The 18111-nt window shown below is 61.5% G+C and carries 19 protein-coding genes; 9 read left to right on the forward strand and 10 right to left on the reverse strand.

What is annotated here, in order from left to right; all coding sequences use genetic code 11:
- Nucleotides 1–7: 7 nt before the first annotated feature.
- From fghA to rpoS, 7 genes are all read left to right on the forward strand, one after another.
- Entirely contained in the window at nucleotides 8–853 is an 846-nt protein-coding gene (gene fghA, locus BM017_RS03120) for an S-formylglutathione hydrolase (protein WP_071488812.1), read from the forward strand.
- Between the two features lie 54 nt (nucleotides 854–907).
- Nucleotides 908–1381: a 2-C-methyl-D-erythritol 2,4-cyclodiphosphate synthase gene (gene ispF / locus BM017_RS03125; RefSeq protein ID WP_092241181.1), complete on the forward strand. Its 474-nt coding sequence runs from the start codon at nucleotides 908–910 to the stop codon at nucleotides 1379–1381.
- Entirely contained in the window at nucleotides 1378–2436 is a 1059-nt protein-coding gene (truD, locus tag BM017_RS03130) for a tRNA pseudouridine(13) synthase TruD (RefSeq protein ID WP_092241183.1), read from the forward strand. The genes ispF and truD overlap by 4 nt, the downstream gene beginning before the upstream one ends.
- The gene (gene surE, locus BM017_RS03135) at nucleotides 2424–3173 is read left to right on the forward strand and encodes a 5'/3'-nucleotidase SurE (RefSeq protein WP_071488814.1); all 750 of its coding nucleotides are present in this window, start codon (nucleotides 2424–2426) and stop codon (nucleotides 3171–3173) included. The genes truD and surE overlap by 13 nt, the downstream gene beginning before the upstream one ends.
- A 41-nt stretch (nucleotides 3174–3214) precedes the next feature.
- On the forward strand, nucleotides 3215–3850 hold the full coding sequence (locus BM017_RS03140; RefSeq protein ID WP_170856035.1) for a protein-L-isoaspartate(D-aspartate) O-methyltransferase: 636 nt from the start codon (nucleotides 3215–3217) through the stop codon (nucleotides 3848–3850).
- A 209-nt stretch (nucleotides 3851–4059) separates the two neighbouring features.
- Nucleotides 4060–4896 carry a peptidoglycan DD-metalloendopeptidase family protein gene (locus tag BM017_RS03145; RefSeq protein ID WP_092241185.1) on the forward strand — a complete coding sequence of 279 codons (837 nt, stop codon included), beginning with the start codon at nucleotides 4060–4062 and terminating at the stop codon, nucleotides 4894–4896.
- Between the two features lie 106 nt (nucleotides 4897–5002).
- On the forward strand, nucleotides 5003–6007 hold the full coding sequence (rpoS, locus tag BM017_RS03150; RefSeq protein WP_025855149.1) for an RNA polymerase sigma factor RpoS: 1005 nt from the start codon (nucleotides 5003–5005) through the stop codon (nucleotides 6005–6007).
- A 212-nt stretch (nucleotides 6008–6219) separates the two neighbouring features.
- Here the strand turns inward: rpoS and BM017_RS03155 are convergent, their stop codons facing one another.
- Nucleotides 6220–6429: a cold-shock protein gene (locus BM017_RS03155; RefSeq protein WP_002554837.1), complete on the reverse strand. Its 210-nt coding sequence runs from the start codon at nucleotides 6427–6429 to the stop codon at nucleotides 6220–6222.
- A gap of 389 nt (nucleotides 6430–6818) precedes the next feature.
- Between BM017_RS03155 and dcd the strand changes: the two genes are divergently transcribed.
- Nucleotides 6819–7385, forward strand: coding sequence for a dCTP deaminase (gene dcd / locus BM017_RS03160; protein WP_071488817.1), 567 nt, complete (start codon nucleotides 6819–6821; stop codon nucleotides 7383–7385).
- A 108-nt stretch (nucleotides 7386–7493) separates the two neighbouring features.
- Complete coding sequence (locus tag BM017_RS03165) at nucleotides 7494–7691, forward strand: hypothetical protein (RefSeq protein ID WP_058425267.1); 198 nt, start codon at nucleotides 7494–7496, stop codon at nucleotides 7689–7691.
- Nucleotides 7692–7694: 3 nt separating this feature from the next.
- On the opposite strand, the gene pdeM is transcribed toward BM017_RS03165, so the two are convergent.
- From pdeM to BM017_RS03210, 9 genes are all read right to left on the reverse strand, one after another.
- Complete coding sequence (gene pdeM / locus BM017_RS03170) at nucleotides 7695–8345, reverse strand: ligase-associated DNA damage response endonuclease PdeM (protein ID WP_092241187.1); 651 nt, start codon at nucleotides 8343–8345, stop codon at nucleotides 7695–7697.
- Entirely contained in the window at nucleotides 8345–10825 is a 2481-nt protein-coding gene (locus tag BM017_RS03175; RefSeq protein WP_092241189.1) for a ligase-associated DNA damage response DEXH box helicase, read from the reverse strand. Before BM017_RS03175 ends, pdeM begins: the two co-directional genes overlap by 1 nt.
- Nucleotides 10826–10881: 56 nt before the next feature.
- On the reverse strand, nucleotides 10882–11646 hold the full coding sequence (locus BM017_RS03180) for an ABC transporter ATP-binding protein (protein ID WP_092241191.1): 765 nt from the start codon (nucleotides 11644–11646) through the stop codon (nucleotides 10882–10884).
- 13 nt (nucleotides 11647–11659) lie between these two features.
- The gene (locus tag BM017_RS03185; protein ID WP_092241193.1) at nucleotides 11660–12778 is read right to left on the reverse strand and encodes a succinylglutamate desuccinylase/aspartoacylase family protein; all 1119 of its coding nucleotides are present in this window, start codon (nucleotides 12776–12778) and stop codon (nucleotides 11660–11662) included.
- A 9-nt stretch (nucleotides 12779–12787) separates the two neighbouring features.
- Nucleotides 12788–13498, reverse strand: a complete 711-nt coding sequence (locus tag BM017_RS03190; protein WP_071488822.1) for an ABC transporter permease — start codon at nucleotides 13496–13498, stop codon at nucleotides 12788–12790.
- Nucleotides 13495–14223 (reverse strand): ABC transporter permease, encoded by a 729-nt coding sequence (locus tag BM017_RS03195; protein ID WP_071488823.1) that lies wholly within the window; start codon nucleotides 14221–14223, stop codon nucleotides 13495–13497. The genes BM017_RS03190 and BM017_RS03195 overlap by 4 nt, the downstream gene beginning before the upstream one ends.
- Nucleotides 14224–14280: 57 nt before the next feature.
- Nucleotides 14281–15060, reverse strand: coding sequence for a transporter substrate-binding domain-containing protein (locus BM017_RS03200; protein WP_014717255.1), 780 nt, complete (start codon nucleotides 15058–15060; stop codon nucleotides 14281–14283).
- A gap of 250 nt (nucleotides 15061–15310) precedes the next feature.
- The gene (locus BM017_RS03205) at nucleotides 15311–16945 is read right to left on the reverse strand and encodes an ATP-dependent DNA ligase (protein WP_092241195.1); all 1635 of its coding nucleotides are present in this window, start codon (nucleotides 16943–16945) and stop codon (nucleotides 15311–15313) included.
- The gene (locus BM017_RS03210; RefSeq protein WP_092241197.1) at nucleotides 16942–17946 is read right to left on the reverse strand and encodes a ligase-associated DNA damage response exonuclease; all 1005 of its coding nucleotides are present in this window, start codon (nucleotides 17944–17946) and stop codon (nucleotides 16942–16944) included. The genes BM017_RS03205 and BM017_RS03210 overlap by 4 nt, the downstream gene beginning before the upstream one ends.
- Between the last annotated feature and the right edge of the window lie 165 nt (nucleotides 17947–18111).

The raw sequence follows: 18111 nt of genomic DNA on the forward strand, positions 1-18111 counted from the left end.
GTTCGCCATGAGTCTGGAAAACCTGTCGTGCCAGAAGAGTTTCGGCGGCTGGCATAAACGCTACAAGCATCATTCCGATGTGCTTGGTTGTGACATGACCTTCGCTGTCTACCTGCCGCCGCAAGCGGAGCAGGGCGGCAAGTTGCCGGTGCTGTACTGGCTGTCCGGTCTCACTTGCACCGATGAGAACTTCATGCAGAAGGCGGGCGCGCAGCGCATGGCTGCCGAGCTGGGGTTGATCATCGTGGCGCCGGACACCAGCCCGCGAGGTCCGGGTGTGCCGGACGACCCGGATAACGCTTGGGATTTCGGTCTCGGTGCCGGCTTTTATCTGAATGCCACCCAGGAACCCTGGGCCAAGCACTACCGGATGTATGACTACGTCGTGCAAGAATTGCCGGCGTTGATCGAAGGGCATTTCCCTGCCTCGGATAAACGTGGCATCAGCGGCCACTCCATGGGTGGCCACGGTGCGCTGGTCTGTGCCTTGCGCAACCCCGGGCGCTACCTGTCGGTGTCGGCGTTTTCGCCGATCAACAACCCGATGGATTGCCCGTGGGGCCAGAAAGCGTTCTCCCGCTACTTGGGCGAAGAGCGTTCAAAATGGCGCGAGTGGGACACCTGTGTGCTGATCAGCGAAGCTACGGAAAAGCTGCCACTGCTGGTTGACCAGGGCGACCGCGACGACTTCCTCGCCGTGCAACTCAAGCCCGAAGCCCTGCAGCAGGCAGCCAAGGCGGCCAACCACCCGCTGGAACTGCGCCTGCAACCGGGCTATGACCACAGCTACTTCTTTATCGCCAGCTTCATCGAAGACCATTTGCGACACCATGGCCGTGCTTTGCTCGGTTAATGTGAGGCAAAAGTAGGTAGAATCACGCCCTGAATTAAATCGGGGCGTTTTTTTATGCGTATTGGCCACGGCTACGATGTGCACCGTTTCGCCGAAGGCGATTTCATCACCCTGGGCGGCGTGCGCATTGCGCACCACCATGGTTTGCAGGCTCATTCCGACGGCGACGTCGTGTTGCATGCCTTGAGCGATGCCTTGCTCGGCGCGGCGGCGTTGGGTGATATCGGCAAGCACTTTCCGGACACCGACCCGACGTTCAAGGGCGCGGACAGCCGCGTCTTGCTGCGCCATGTGGTTGGCCTGATCCATGCCAAGGGCTGGAAAGTCGGCAACGTCGACAACACCATCGTGGCCCAGGCGCCGAAGATGGCCCCGCATATCGAGTCGATGCGCGCGCTGATTGCCGCCGACCTGCAAATTGAACTGGATCAAGTCAACGTGAAAGCCACCACCACCGAAAAGCTCGGGTTCACCGGCCGTGAAGAGGGCATTGCCGTGCACTCCGTTGCCTTGTTGCTGCGCGCATGAATGACCTGCAACTGCTGGGCCCTCGGGCCTATGGCGAGGCCTTGGGCAGCGCGGTACTGAAGGCGACGGCCGAAGACTTCCAGGTTGACGAAGTGCTGGACATTCCGCTGACCGGCGAAGGCGAACACCTGTGGTTGTGGGTGGAAAAGCGCGGCCTCAACACCGAGGAAGCCGCGCGGCGTATCGCCAGGGCGGCCGGCGTGCCGTTACGCACCGTCAGCTATGCCGGGCTCAAGGATCGCCAGGCGTTGACTCGCCAATGGTTCAGCGTGCAACTGCCGGGCAAGGCCGACCCGGACATGAGCGCGGCAGAGAACGACACGCTCAAGGTTCTCAAGACCGCTCGCCACAAGCGCAAGCTGCAGCGCGGTGCGCATTCGGCCAATGGGTTCACTTTGCGTCTGACGCAGTTGGCCGGTGATACCGCAGCCATCGATGCGCGGTTGCAACAGATTGCCCAACACGGCATTCCCAACTATTTCGGTGCCCAGCGCTTTGGCCACAATGGCGGCAATGTCGTGGACGCTCGCGAGTGGGCCGCCCGCAAAGCCTTGCCGGAACAGCGCAATGTGCGTTCGCGGTTGTTGTCCACCGCCCGCAGCTTTTTGTTCAACAAAGTGCTGGCGGCACGTGTGGCCGATGGCTCGTGGCAACGGGCCCAGGTCGGCGACCTGCTGGCGTTTACCGACAGCCGCAGTTTTTTTCCGGCTGGCGAAGCGGAATGCAGTGACCCGCGCCTGGCAATCCTGGACCTGCACCCGACCGGGCCGCAGTGGGGCGAGGGCGACTCGCCGGCCAGTGGTGCAACCTTCGAGCTGGAACAGGCGGTTGCCGCTGGTGAAGCCGACCTGCGAGATTGGCTGGTGAATGCCGGCATGAGCCAGGAACGTCGCATTCTTCGACTGCCCATTGGCGGTTTGACGTGGCATTATCCCTCGCTGGACATTCTGCAATTGGAATTCGTCCTGCCGGCCGGATGCTTCGCCACTGTGTTGGTGCGCGAGCTTGTTGATCTGGTGCCGGTGGGGCAGACGGACAACCCATGCGTATTCTGATATCAAACGATGACGGTGCCACCGCACCCGGTCTTGCCGCGCTTTATGCTGCGCTGCAGGATTATGCCGAGTGCGTGGTGGTTGCCCCCGACCAGGACAAGAGTGGCGCCAGCAGTTCGTTGACGCTCGACCGTCCGCTGCACCCGCAAGTCCTGGCCAATGGCTTTATCAGTGTGAACGGCACGCCTACCGACTGCGTCCACCTGGCAATCAACAGTCTGCTGGAGCAGGCGCCGGACCTGGTGGTGTCGGGCATCAACCTGGGTGCAAACCTGGGGGATGATGTGCTGTATTCCGGGACCGTGGCGGCGGCCCTTGAGGGGCGCTTCCTGGGTCGTACTGGGTTCGCCTTTTCGTTTGCCTCGCGGCAACTGGATAACCTGGCAACCGCTGCGCATTTCGCGCGCAAGCTGGTGGAGGCCCATGGCTCTCTGGATCTGCCACCGCGTACGGTGCTCAACGTCAATATTCCCAACCTGCCCCTTGATCATATTCGCGGTATCAAGCTGACGCGCCTGGGCCATCGTGCCCGTGCGGCGGCGCCGTTGAAGGTGGTCGACCCGCGTGGCAAGGAAGGCTATTGGATTGCCGCAGCGGGTGATGCCGAAGATGGCGGTGAAGGCACGGACTTTCATGCGGTGATGCAAGGCTATGTGTCGATTACCCCATTGCAATTTGATCGCACCTTCAGTGATGCCTTCAGTGGTCTCGATGGCTGGCTGGAGGGGCTGCGCTGATGGGCCGTGAACAAGACGACTTGCTGCGTCGCGGCATCGGGATGACGTCCCAGCGTACCCGCGAACGCCTGATCCAGCGCCTGTACGAAGAAGGGTTGTCCAACGCCCAGGTGCTGGAAGTGATCCGGCGTACGCCTCGCCATCTGTTTGTCGATGAAGCCCTGGCTCACCGAGCCTACGAAGACACAGCGTTGCCCATCGGCCATAACCAGACCATCTCCCAACCGTACATGGTGGCGCGCATGAGCGAGCTGCTGCTGGCGGCGGGGCCGTTGGACAAGGTGCTGGAAATCGGCACCGGCTCCGGCTACCAGACCGCCGTGCTGGCGCAACTGGTGGAGCGCGTGTTCTCGGTCGAGCGCATCAAGGTGCTGCAAGACCGGGCCAAGGAGCGTCTGGTGGAGTTGAACCTGCGCAACGTGGTATTCCGCTGGGGTGACGGCTGGGAAGGCTGGCCGGCGCTGGCGCCGTACAACGGTATCATCGTCACCGCTGTGGCCACCGATATCCCGCAAGCGTTGCTCGATCAACTGGCCCCAGGCGGACGCCTGGTGATACCGGTGGGCTCCGGCGAAGTGCAACAATTGATGCTCATTATCCGTGAGGACGAAGGCTTTTCCCGGCATGTGCTGGGGGCCGTGCGTTTTGTGCCGTTGCTCAATGGGCCGCTGGCCTGATCATTTGTTCGCGGGCAGTGAATTCTGTTGGCGGGGATGTGTCTTACGGCGGGGTCCATCGAGTCAACATGATCGGGAGTCGGAATTAAACGCGATGAATGTTTCGTTTCCGTCGTGTGCCGGTAAAACTCCAATGCCCAGTTATACTTGCGTCATATTTCAAGCCTGATACAGGCATTCATGTTCAGCCACCACAAAGGGAGCGGCGGGTGAGTCTCACAGGTCTTGCGCAGCGTATGAGTAAAACAAGCTTTCATCGACTGGTGCTTGGCCTCGTCTTCAGTTCCGTGCTGGTCGGCTGCTCCAGCTCGCCAAGCAGCGGCGCACGGGTGGTTGACCGTAACAATGCCGTCCCGCAAAAGCCGACGGTGACCACCGGGCAATACGTGGTGCGCAAAGGCGATACATTGTTCTCGATTGCCTTCCGGTATGGCTGGGACTACAAGGCGCTCGCAGCCCGTAACAATATTCCCGTGCCCTACACGATACATCCCGGTCAGACGATTCGTTTCGACGGCCGCACCGGTTCTGCGCCTACGGCAGTTGTGACAAACACCGGATCTTCGCCGTCGTCCTCCAGCAAAACCACCATCATTACCCGGCCTGCAGGCACCGCGGCGCCCGCTCCTGCAAGCAAGCCGGCACCCGCGCCGTTGCCACCTGCCGGGCCTGCACCGACCGGTTGGGGATGGCCCTCAAACGGAGTGCTGATTGGAAAATTCTCTTCAAACGGTAGTTTGAATAAAGGCATTGATATCGCCGGAGATTTGGGACAGCCTGTTTTAGCTGCGTCTGATGGGACAGTGGTGTACGCCGGGAGTGGTTTACGGGGCTACGGCGAGCTGGTCATCATCAAACACAGCGATACCTACGTCAGTGCTTACGGTCACAACCGCAGGCTGTTGGTTCGGGAGGGGCAGCAGGTCAAAGTCGGACAGACAATTGCCGAAATGGGGTCAACTGGTACAGACCGGGTGAAACTGCACTTTGAGATTCGCCGTCAAGGGAAGCCTGTAGATCCACTGCAATTCCTACCCCGTCGTTGATATGTTGCACAGCCTGTTCCCTCACGTAGAAGGAACAGGCTCCAGCGTTGCCAAGGATAAAGGCGCCGCTTGAGCTTGAGGTCGAACTCACCAAAGGACTATAACAATGGCTCTCAGTAAAGAAGCGCCGGAGTTTGACATCGACGATGAGGTTCTCCTGATGGAGACCGGTATCGCTACGGAATCGATGTCGAATGAGGGACCTGCTGTACCTTCAGTTCGCACCAAATCCAAGAACTCCACCGCGTTAAAGCAACACAAGTACATCGACTACACACGGGCGCTCGATGCGACCCAGCTGTATCTCAATGAAATCGGCTTTTCCCCTCTGCTGACCCCCGAAGAAGAAGTCCATTTTGCGCGCTTGTCGCAAAAGGGCGATCCGGCTGGGCGCAAGCGCATGATTGAAAGCAACCTGCGCCTGGTGGTGAAAATCGCCCGACGCTATGTCAATCGTGGGCTGTCCCTGTTGGACCTGATCGAGGAAGGCAACCTGGGTCTGATCCGGGCGGTGGAGAAGTTCGACCCTGAGCGGGGTTTCCGCTTTTCGACCTATGCCACCTGGTGGATTCGCCAAACCATCGAACGGGCGATCATGAATCAGACCCGCACGATCCGGTTGCCGATCCATGTGGTCAAGGAGCTCAACGTCTACCTGCGGGCAGCGCGTGAGCTTACTCAAAAACTCGATCATGAACCTTCGCCCGAAGAAATCGCCAACCTGCTGGAAAAACCGGTAGGGGAGGTCAAGCGCATGCTGGGCCTCAACGAGCGTGTGTCTTCGGTCGACGTCTCGCTGGGTCCGGATTCGGATAAAACCCTGCTGGACACCCTGACCGATGATCGTCCTACGGATCCTTGCGAGCTGTTGCAGGACGATGATCTGTCCCAAAGCATTGACCAGTGGTTGTCGGAGCTCACGGACAAACAGCGCGAGGTGGTGATTCGCCGCTTCGGCCTGCGTGGCCATGAGAGCAGCACCCTGGAAGACGTAGGCCTGGAGATCGGCCTGACCCGTGAGCGGGTACGGCAGATCCAGGTAGAAGGGCTCAAGCGCTTGCGCGAGATCCTGGAGAAGAATGGCTTGTCGAGTGAGTCGTTGTTTCAGTAACGACCCAGCTTTAACGCTTGAATGTGGGAGGGGGCTTGCCCCCGATAGCGGTGACTCAGTCAAATCTTTATTGACTGACACACCGCAATCGGGGGCAAGCCCCCTCCCACATTGGTTTTATGCAGAGTCTTATAGGGGGCATAGGGTCAAATCCCAGGCATAAAAAAACCCCGCTTTTAAGGGCGGGGTCTTTTTGACTGAGTCAGTACAAGTTAGATAACTTGAACTTCTTCAGCTTGCATGCCTTTCTGACCGCGGGTAGCGATGAAAGAAACCTGTTGGCCTTCTTTCAGGCTTTTGAAGCCGTCGGATTGGATAGCTTTGAAGTGAACGAACAGGTCGTCACCGGATTGTGGAGTGATGAAGCCGAAGCCTTTTTCATCGTTGAACCACTTAACGGTACCAGTTTGGCGATTAGACATGGTGTATCTCCTTGGACAAAGTTAACTGCGACTCAGGAAAAGCCCTGGCCGAGACTGAGTGCAAAGAGCAGGAAAAATTCTTGGAGATGGTTGGATCGAAATTCAACATATCGTGTAGAGATTCTCAGTGACACAAGCAGCACAGTGGCGCCACCTTAACCCTTTTTCCGGAACGTGCCAATGGTATTTCCGAAGGTTTCTCCATTTTCGTGACTGGCGGTGGTATTTCCGGTCACCCTGCACGTCAATGCGGGTCCCGGCCCCGCTGGCTGCGGCTCATAGCAGCAGGCGCGTTCATCAAGAAAAGCCGCGTGGCCTTTGAACCCCAACGCCGGCCCCGGTAAGATGCCCCACAGAATTTTTCCACCTCGCTATTCAGGACACCCGCCATGAGCATCAAATCGGACAAGTGGATTCGCCGCATGGCGCAAGAGCACGGCATGATCGAACCGTTCGTCGAGCGCCAGATCCGTGGCCAAGGCGATGCCCCGGTGATTTCCTACGGTGTTTCCAGCTACGGCTACGATGTGCGCTGCGCCGATGAGTTCAAGGTGTTCACCAATATCAACTCGGCGATCGTCGATCCGAAGAACTTCGACGAAAAGAGCTTCGTCGACATCAAGAGCGACGTGTGCATCATCCCGCCCAACTCCTTCGCCCTGGCGCGCACCGTGGAGTTCTTCCGTATCCCGCGTGACGTGCTGACCATCTGCCTGGGTAAAAGCACCTACGCGCGCTGCGGCATCATCGTCAACGTGACGCCGCTTGAGCCGGAGTGGGAAGGCCACGTAACCCTCGAGTTCTCCAACACCACCACCTTGCCGGCGAAGATCTACGCCAACGAAGGTGTGGCGCAGATGCTGTTCCTGCAGTCCGACGAGGCCTGTGAAGTGTCCTACAAAGACCGTGCCGGCAAGTACCAGGGCCAGCGCGGCGTCACCCTCCCACGCGCTTGATCGAAAGGTCTTACATGCTAAGGGAATTAGTCTGCAGAAAGTGACTCTATCTAGGTGTACTGCCTCGGCGCGTGTAAAACGTGCCGGGCCACGCTTGAGGAGTACCTTATGAAGCTCGACCCGCGAATCAGCGCAGAACTTGCCCGGCTTGAACCCAACCAGATTGGCGTTCTGGCCTGGTCCCTGATGGCCGACCCCGCATACGGGGGCGGCATCCCCGGCCAACCCGAGCCGGACTACCCACAACCCACCGAACCCGGTGAGCCGACCCTGCCGGACGAGCCACCACCCGCACCTGTCGCCTGATACCTAGCGCACTGGCCACACCTGCTGATCACCGACCACATAGAGTCGGTGGTCATTGGCCTGTTCCACCGCAAAGCCACCGGTAAACGCACCGAACGCCGGCAACAAGCTGACCCGTGTCCCGATCTGAAAGCACGGCAACCGTAGGCTTTGCCGGCCCTTGCCGCGCAAGCGGTACACCGGATGCACATGCCCCGCCAGCACGTGGTGGCTGGGGTGGGCGTCAGGTTCGTGCTGCAAGGCAAAGGGGCCCATCAGCAGTGGTTCCGCAACCACTTCAATCCTCAGGTCCAGCGGTGGGTCACCGGCGCGTTTATCGTGATTGCCGCGCACCAGCGTCAGGGCCAGCGCGGGATGGCGCTCGCGCCAGGCCCGCAAGGCGCCCAGGGTGCCGCTGGCGTGAGAGCCGGGACCATGCAGGAAGTCGCCAAGAAAGATCACCTGCGCGCACCCATGCGAAGCGAGCAGCCGGTCCAGCCGCTCCAGATTGGCAGTGGTGGTTCCTTGCGGCACCGGCTGCCCCAGGCTGCGGTACGCCGAGGCCTTGCCAAAGTGCGCATCGGCAATCAACAGGCACCCGCGCGCAGGCCAGTAGATCGCCTTGTCTGCCAGCAACCACAATTGCTCACCCTCGAGCGTTATCGAACAGACCATCAGCGCTTCCCGTTATCCGCGACTTTTTCCAGGTCCTTGACCATCCTTGCAATACGCTCCGAGAGTTTTTCCGAACTCATGCTTTCGCGCATCCGCTCGACCAGCAGCGGAAAGGCCAGGGGAGTCGGCCGTTCGATCCGGTGCAGGTCCAGCTTCAACGCCGACAGATGACGCAACGCCACTTCCAGCCGACGAATATCCAACTCATCGCACAGGACTTCTTCCCCAGCCTGAGTCAGCAACAGGTTCTGCGGGTCGTACTGTTTGAACACCTCGAAGAACAGACCGCTGGACGCCTGCACCTGCCGCGTACTTTTCGGCGCACCGGGGTAGCCGGCGAACACCAGCCCGGCGATGCGTGCGATCTCGCGAAAGCGGCGCAGGGCCAGTTCCCCGGCATTCAGGCTGGCGGCCACGTCTTCCAGCAGGTTCTCAGGGCTCAGCAGCGCGTCATTCAACAACACCGGCCAATCCACAGGCGTGGCGCTCAGCAACTCCAGCCCGTAGTCATTCACGGCAATCGAAAACGTCACCGCCTGCCCCTGGCTCACCCGCCACGCCAACAGACTCGCCAGCCCCAGGTGCACCTGGCGCCCGGCGAACGGATAAAGAAACAGGTGCCAGCCTTCCCGCGATTTCAGCGCTTCGGCCAGCAGATGCTCGCGTGTCGGCAGGCCCGACCAACGCAACTGCGTCTGTAACAACGGTTGCACCGCTTGCATTTCCGGCCCCTTGAAATGCCCGTGCGCCGCCGCATCAAAGCGCTCCACCACCGCCTGGGCCAGCTCGTTGGAAAGTGGCATGCGCCCGCCATTCCAGCGCGGCACGGCGGCTTTTTTGGCGGTGCTGCGGCGCACGTAGGCGGTCATGTTTTCCACGCGCACCAGCTCCAGCAGACGCCCGGCGAACAGGAAACCATCCCCGGGCTTGAGCCGCGCAATAAAACCTTCTTCGACACTGCCCAGGTTCTTGCCGCCCCCGCCCTTGCTCCAGTATTTCAAATGGATGCTCGCGTCACTGACGATGGTGCCCACGCTCATGCGGTGACGGCGCGCCAGACGGGCATCGGGGACACGCCAGACGCCCTGTTCGTCCGGCTCTACGCGACGGTAATCCGGATAGGCCGTCAGCGACAGGCCGCCATGGCGCACAAACCCCAGGGCCCATGCCCAGTCTGCGTCCGTGAGGTCACGGTACGCCCAGGCCCCGCGCACTTCCGCCAGCAGCGCATCTGGCGTGAAGCCACCGCCCAGCGCCATGCTCACCAAATGTTGTACGAGTACATCCAACGGTTTGTGCGGCGATTCCCGCGCTTCGATGCGCCGCTGGGCAATCGCATCCTGGGCCGCCGCCGCTTCCACCAGTTCCAGGCTGTGGGTCGGCACCAGCGTCACCCGCGAGGGCCGCCCCGGCGCGTGCCCCGAGCGCCCGGCGCGTTGCATCAGGCGTGCGACGCCTTTGGCCGAGCCGATCTGCAGCACCCGTTCCACCGGTAGGAAGTCCACCCCCAGGTCCAGGCTGGAGGTGCACACCACGGCCTTGAGCTGGCCATCCTTCAACGCCCGTTCCACCCAGTCGCGGGTTTCCCGAGACAGCGAGCCATGGTGCAAGGCAATCACTCCAGCCCAGTCGGGCCGGGCGTCCAGTAACGCCTGGTACCAGATTTCCGACTGGGCCCGGGTATTGGTAAACACCAGGCAACTGCTGCTGCTTTCGACCTCGGCCACTACCTGGGGCAACATCTTCAAGCCGATGTGCCCGGCCCAGGGAAAGCGCTCGGCGACCGGCGGCAGCAAGGTGTCGACCTTTAACTCTTTGGCCGTTTGCCCCTGTACATTGATCCCGTCGCCTTGCGGGACTAACACCTCCAAGGCATGGGATTGGTTACCCAAGGTCGCCGAAATGCCCCACACTATCAGTTCCGGATGCCAGCGCCGCAGCCGCGCCAGTGCCAATTGCAACTGCACGCCGCGCTTGTTGCCGATCAATTCATGCCATTCATCCACGATCACCATGCGCAGGTGCGCCAGGCTCACCTGGCTGTCGGCGCGGGCCAGCATCAGGGTCAGGCTTTCCGGGGTGGTCACCAGCGCGGTCGGCTGGCGACGGGTCTGGCGAGCGCGCTCGCTGCTGCTGGTGTCGCCGGTGCGCAGGCCGATGCTCCAGGGAATCTGCAAGGCTGCAAGCGGTGCTTCGAGGGCGCGGGCGGTGTCGGCCGCCAAGGCACGCATGGGCGTGATCCACAGCACCGTCAGCGGTTCAGCGGGTGGTTTACGTTTACCCACAACAGGCGGGCGAGTGATGGCAAAGCGATTGAGCGCCGCAAACCACAGCGCGTAGGTCTTGCCGGCGCCGGTGCTGGCATGCAGCAACCCCGACTGGCCGCCCTTGACCGCCGCCCACACCTCTTTCTGAAAAGCGAACGGCTTCCAGCCTTTGGCGGCAAACCACTGGTTGGCGAAGTCGATGGGTTTTGCCATGGGGCGGCGGAACTCTGGAAGGTCTATTCCACAGACCTTCCAGAGCGCGCAAAGGTTTACTTCAAATTGCCACTCAGGAACTGCTGCAAACGCTCGCTCTTCGGATTGCCCAGCACGTCCTCCGGCGCGCCTTGCTCTTCCACCAGGCCCTTGTGCAGGAACAGCACCTGGCTCGACACCTTGCGCGCAAAACTCATCTCGTGGGTCACCATGATCATGGTGCGACCTTCCTCGGCCAGGCCCTGGATCACCTTCAACACTTCGCCCACCAGCTCCGGGTCGAGGGCCGAGGTGGGCTCGTCGAACAGCATCACCTCCGGCTCCATCGCCAGGGCGCGGGCGATGGCGACGCGTTGCTGCTGGCCGCCGGACAGGAACGCCGGGTATTGATCGGCCACGCGTGCCGGCAGGCCGACCTTGTCGAGGTAGCGACGGGCACGGTCTTCGGCGTCCTTCTTGCTGCAACCCAGCACCCGGCGCGGAGCCATGGTGATGTTTTCCAGCACGCTCATGTGGCTCCACAGGTTGAAGTGCTGGAACACCATGGCCAGGCGTGTACGCAGGCGCTGCAATTCGGCGTCATCGGCCACGCGCATGCCCTGGCGGTCGCTGACCATGCGGATCGGCTGGCCGTCGAGGGTCATCGCGCCGTCGTTGGGGGTTTCCAGGAAGTTGATGCAGCGCAAAAAAGTGCTCTTGCCCGAGCCACTGGCGCCGATCAGGCTGATCACGTCACCGGTCCTGGCCTTGAGCGACACACCTTTGAGCACCTCATTGTCGCCATAGCTTTTATGCAGGCCTTCAACGGTCAATTTGTACATGGGGCGTGCATCCTCAAGGCGAAAGTAGGTAGCCGCTGCGGTAGGCCTCTAAGCCTGCGACATGGCCGATGACCATCCCGGCAGTGGCCATGCGGCGCAGCGAACGGGCGTAAAGCAGGCCGGCCTTCTGGCAGGGCACGGGCGTTACGCGGTCGGTAATGGGGTCGATGATTTCGGCGATCAGTTGCCCGGCTTCCAGGTACTCACCGGGCAGGGCGCTGAACACCAGCAGGCCGCCCACCGGCGTCGCCACCGGTTCAACGCCGGCCAGTGGCGTGGCGGGGTAGGGCAGGTCCGGCAGCGGTGCGACATCGCCGGCAATGGCGCCGAAGTGAATCAGGTAATCGATGATCGCCTGGCAGTCGAGCGCCGCCAGGCCATGGTTGACGTCGCCTTGCCCGCGCAGCTCGACGGTCACCGAAAAGCTGCCCATCGGGATCGGGAAGCGCTCGCCGAAGCGTTGCTGCAACTGCCACCACACCAGGGTGAAGCACTCGTCGAAGGATTGCCCGCCGGAGTCGGTGGCGAGCAGATTCGCCTCCGAGCCGATATAGCGCGCCAAGGGTTCCACCTGCGGCCAGGCCTCGGGCGTGGTGTACAGGTGTGCCACGGCTTCGAAGTCGCAATGCAGGTCCAGCACCATATCGGCGTCGCAGGCCAGGCGTTGCAGTACCAGGCGCTGGGACTGCAGTTGGGTGTCGGCGCTTTGCTCTGCGAGGGCGGTGGACAGCGCGCTGCGGATCCGTTCGACGTTGTGCCGGGGATCATCCCCGAGTAACTCCTCGACCTGGTCACCCACCGCTTCACCGAGGTCGACAAACCGGCGATTGAAGTTCTGCCCGCTTTCCAGTTCGTAGCGGCCCAGCGGGATGTCCATCAACACCTGTTCCAGGCCGACCGGGTTGGCGATGGGCACCAGCACGATTTCACTGCGCAGGCGACCGGCGGCGGCCAATTTCGCCAACTGCACCTTGAGGTGCCAGGCCACCAGCATGCCCGGCAGTTCATCGGCATGCAGCGACGACTGGATGTAAATCTTGCCCTCGGCCTGCTCCGGGCCGAAGTGAAAACTGTGAATCTGCCGCGCCGTGCCGGGCACCGGCGCGATCAACTCATGAATCTGATGCCGCATGAACGCTCCTTAATGGCTCGGCCCGAGAAAGGCCAGCCAACGGCGCTCCGCCAGACGAAACAGACCGACCAGGGCAAAGGTCACGGTCAGGTAGATCAGCGCAGCGATACCGAATGATTGAAAGGTCATGAAGGTGGCCGAGTTGGCATCCCGCGCCACTTTGAGGATGTCTGGAATCGTCGCGGTGAAGGCCACCGTGGTCGAGTGCAGCATCAAAATCACTTCATTACTGTAGTAGGGCAGCGAGCGACGCAACGCCGACGGCATGATCACGTAGGCATAGAGCTTCCAGCCGCTGAGGCCGTAGGCTTTGGCCGCCTCGACTTCGCCATGGGCCATGCTGCGGATCGCCCCGGCGAAAATCTCCGTGGTGTAGGCGCAGGTGTTGAGGGCGAAGGCCAGGATGGTGCAGTTCATCGCGTCGCGAAAGAACGCATCCAGCAACGGTTGTTCGCGCACGGCGGCGAGGCTGTAGATGCCGGTGTAGCAGATCAGCAACTGGATATAGAGCGGCGTGCCCCGGAACAGGTAGGTATAGAACTGCACCGGCCAGCGAATCAGGCGCTTGCGCGACACGCGGGCAATGGACAGCGGGATTGACACCAGGAAGCCGATGACCAGGGCGGCGCTGAGCAACCACATCGTCATGGCCAGGCCGGTGATGTGCTGGCCGTCGCTATAAAGGAAGGGGCGCCAGTATTCCTGCAAGAGTTCGATCATCGCACGGCCTCCCGGGCGCCAGCGGAGTAGCGACGTTCAAGGCGGCGCAAGACGAAGTTGGACGCGCTGGTGATCAACAGGTAGATCAACGCGGCGAGGACCAGGAAGTAGAACAGTTGGTAGGTGCTCTTGCCGGCATCCTGGGCGGCCTTGACCAGGTCGGCCAGGCCGATGATCGACACCAGGGCCGTGGCCTTGAGCATCACCATCCAGTTATTGCCGATACCCGGCAGGGCAAAGCGCATCATTTGCGGGAAGGTCACGTAGCGAAACCGCTGCCCGCGCTTGAGCCCATAGGCGGTAGCGGCTTCCAGCTGGCCACGGGGCACCGCGAGGATCGCGCCGCGAAAAGTCTCGGTGAAATACGCCCCGTAGATAAAGCCCAGGGTGATCACCCCGGCGCTGAACGGGTCGATCTCGATGTATTCCCATTCCATGAAGTCGGTCAGGCCGGTAAGCCAGGTTTGCAGGCTGTAGAAAATCAGCAGCATCAGCACCAGGTCGGGCACGCCGCGAATCAGGGTGGTGTAGAGCTGGGCGGGGATGCGCAGGAAGGGCAGGCTGGAAAGTTTGGCGCTGGCGCCGAGCAGGCCCAGCACCACGCTGACGGCCAGGGACAGTACCGACAACTTGATGGTCATCCAGGTGCCTTGCAGCAACAGCGGGCCGAAACCCTTCAGGCTGAGCGCGCTCAACCCGAGGGTTTGCAACAGTTCTTCGAACATAAATCAGGACCTATGGCGATAAAAAAGCGCCCCTCCCAGGGAAGGGCGCTCCAGGCATTATTTGCCGCTGTACAGGTTCAGATCGCCAAAGTGTTTCTTCTGGATGGTGGCGTAGGTGCCATCATCGTGTAACGCTTTGATACCTTTATCCAAAAGCGCCTTCAGTTCAGTGTTACCTTTTTTGATACCGATGGCGGTTTTCGACGGCAGCAAAGGGTCGTCGATGGCCGCGCTGACTTCGTAACCGGCACCGGCCGGCGACTTCAGAAAGCCCAGTTCGGCTTGCAGCATGTCCTGCACGGAGGCGTCGAGACGGCCGGAGGTCAGGTCGGCGTACACCTGGTCCTGGTTGGCGTAGGCCTTGGTGGTCACACCGGCTTTATCCAGCACGGCCTTGGCGTAGGCTTCCTGGATGGTGCCCTGCTCGTAGCCTACGGACTTGCCCTTGAGAGACTCAGGTGTCGAGTAGCCCGCGCCTTTCTTGAACACCAGCGAGGTCGGGCCAGAGAACAGTTCGCTGGAGAAGTCGATGGCCTTTTCACGCACCGGGGTCACGGTCATGGACGAAATCACGCCGTCGAACTTGTTGGCTTTCAGGCCTGGAATCATGCCGTCGAAATCGCTTTCGACCCACTTGCACTTCACTTTCAGCTCGGCGCAGATCGCATTGCCCAGGTCGATATCGAAGCCCACCAGGCTGCCGTCCGCTGCCTTGGATTCGAATGGCGCGTAGGACGGATCGACACCAAAACGCAGTTCCTTGTATTCCTTGGCCGTGGCTACACCCGCGGCCATGCACAGAGCCAGTGCAGAAAGGGTCAGCAATGCTTTTTTCATTATGTAATCCCTGGAAACCAAGATAAGCGCTTGTGGCGCGTTTAGGACTGTTACTGAACGGTGTCAGACGGATCACAAGTAGCAATTTCTGCACCATAGTTCCGAATGAGCGTTTTAAAAGGTGGGACAAGGGAGATCTGAGTGTAGGAGATGCCCGCAAATGGGCGCTGAAAACTGGGTGCACCATTTCGGGTCGTAAAGGAATTCAGATGTTGGAGGGGGCTTGCCCCCTCCCACCAGTTGATCGGCGTCAGGCCAGCAGGTCTTGCAGAGTGGCAAGGCTGTCGGCCTCATCCACCGCCTTATCCTGCCGCCAGCGCAACATCCGCGGAAATCGCACCGCAATCCCGCTCTTGTGCCGTTTGGACAAGGCAATGCCCTCGAACCCCAGCTCAAACACCATGCTGGGCGTGACACTGCTCACCGGGCCGAACTTCTCTACGGTGGTTTTGCGCACAATCGCGTCGACCTTGCGCATTTCTTCATCGGTCAGCCCGGAGTAGGCCTTGGCAAAGGGCACCAGCGTGCGTTCGCTGCCGGGCGGGCCGTCCCACACCGCGAAGGTGTAGTCGCTGTAGAGGCTGGCGCGCCGACCGTGGCCGCGCTGGGCGTAGATCAACACCGCGTCGACGCTGAACGGGTCGACCTTCCACTTCCACCACACGCCCATGTCCTTGGTGCGGCCGACGCCGTACAGGCCATCGCGGGCCTTGAGCATCATGCCTTCCACGCCCAGGCTGCGCGAAGCTTCGCGTTGTTCGGCCAGCGCTTGCCAGGTGGTTGCGTTCAGCAACGGTGAGGCGAGCAATACCGGTTGGTTGCACTGGGTGACCACCTGCTCAAGCTGGGCGCGGCGTTCGGCCTGGGTATGGTTGCGCCAGTCGTCGCCCCGATGTTCCAGCAGGTCGTAGGCCAGGATTGCCACCGGCGCATCCTCCAGCACTTTCTTGCTCAAGGTCTTGCGGCCGATCCGCTGTTGCAGCAGGGCGAAGGGTTGCACTGCGTCCTTCCACACCACGATCTCGCCGTCGATCACCGTGCCGTCCGGTAACCCACTCACCAGGCTGTGAAGTTCGGGAAAACGTTCGGTGACCAGCTCTTCGCCACGGGACCAGATCCACAGGCGCCCGTCGCGCTTGACCAGTTGTGCGCGGATACCATCCCATTTCCATTCCACCTGCCAGTCGGTGGGGGCACCGAGCAGCGCGTCGAATTGCTCCACCGGTTGCGCCAAGCCATGAGCCAGGAAAAACGGATAAGGCTGGCCGCCCCGTTGTGCATGCTCGTCGGACGATTCGGCAGCGATCAGCTTGAGGTAGCCCTCAGCGGTCGGACGATTGGACAGGTCGGTGTAGCCCACCAACCGCTGCGCCACACGCTTGCTGTCGAGGTCGGCCATGGCGGCGAGGGCACGGGTAACCAGCAACTTGGACACGCCGACGCGAAAGCTGCCGGTGATCAATTTGATGCACACCATCAAGCTGGGTTGATCCAGTTGCGCCCACAACGCCGGCAGGCGCTCAGCCAATTCCAGGGGAGGCAAGCCGCGCAATGGCAGGAGTTTTTCCTCCAGCCATACGGCCAGGCCGTCCTCCGAGGTGTAGGTAGATTCCGGCAGCAGCAGGGAAATGGTCTCCGCCAGGTCACCCACTGACTGGTAGCTTTCCTCAAACAGCCACGGCTCGATGCCGGACGCTTCTGTGGCCATGTCCCGCAGCAGGCGCGTCGGCACCAGTTGCCGTGGCCGTCCGCCGGACAGGAAATACACGGCCCAGGCGGCATCTTCTGGCGCGGCATCCCGGAAGTAGGCTTGCAACGCAGCCAGCTTGGCGTTGCTGGAAGTGGTGGCGTCGAGATTCGCGTACAGCTCGGCAAAGGCCTTCATGCGCCGGCCTCTTCTTCGTCATCGCCGTATTCGGTGGTGAAGCCCTGGGCATCCAGGCCTTTTTCCCGCAGATGGCGCACCAATACGCCGACAGAACCGTGGGTGACCATCACCCGCTCGGCGCCGGTCTGCTCGATGGCCCACAACAGGCCGGGCCAATCGGCGTGGTCCGAGAGCACAAAGCCCCGGTCGACTCCACGCCGCCGCCGGGTGCCGCGCAGGCGCATCCAGCCACTGGCGAAGGCGTCGCTGTAGTCGCCGAAGCGTTTGATCCAACTGCTGCCGCCAGCGGAGGGTGGGGCGATGATCAAGGCTTGGCGCAGCAATGGGTCGGTCTTGTTGAAGTCGCCGGCGTAGAGGGTTTCGGGGATATGGATGCCGGCCTCGCGGTACACCCGGTTCAACGGTTCGACCGCGCCGTGGCTGAGGATGGGCCCGATGCTGGCGTCAATGCCATGCAGGATACGCTGGGCCTTGCCGAACGAATAACAGAACAACACGCTGGCCTTGCCGGCGGCGATGTTGGCCTGCCACCAGTCGTTGATCCCGGCGAAGATCTGCGCCTGGGGCTGCCAGCGGTAGATCGGCAGGCCGAAGGTGGATTCAGTGATAAAGGTGTGGCAGCGCACCGGCTCGAACGGCGTGCAAGTGCCGTCGGGCTCGACCTTGTAGTCACCGGACGCGACCCAGACTTCGCCCTGGTATTCCAGGCGCACCTGAGCCGAGCCGAGCACATGCCCGGCCGGGTGGAAACTCAAGGTGACGCCGTGGTGCACCAGTGGCTCGCCGTAGGCCAGGGTCTGCAGGTTGATGTCCTGGCCCAGCCTGGAGCGCAGGATGCCTTCGCCGGGGGCCGCCGCCAGGTAGTGCTGGTTGCCGGTGCGGGCGTGGTCGCCATGGGCGTGGGTGATGACCGAGCGTTCCACCGGGCGCCAGGGGTCGATATAGAAATCTCCGGCGGGGCAGTAGAGGCCTTCGGGGCGGGCGATGACAAGGTCCATGGGGTGACCGGGGGAGGTGGGCTTGTTACTTATGAGGCGGGTGTGGGCTGGGAAGTTCTATCTGAATGCATGCGGTCCAAATGTGAGAGGGGGCTTGCCCCCGATAGCGGTGTATCAGCTAGCCAAGGTGCAACTGACCCACCGCAATCGGGGGCAGGCCCCCTC

This window comes from Pseudomonas sp. NFPP04 (genome assembly GCF_900113815.1).
Taxonomy (GTDB): Bacteria; Pseudomonadota; Gammaproteobacteria; order Pseudomonadales; family Pseudomonadaceae; genus Aquipseudomonas; species Aquipseudomonas extremorientalis.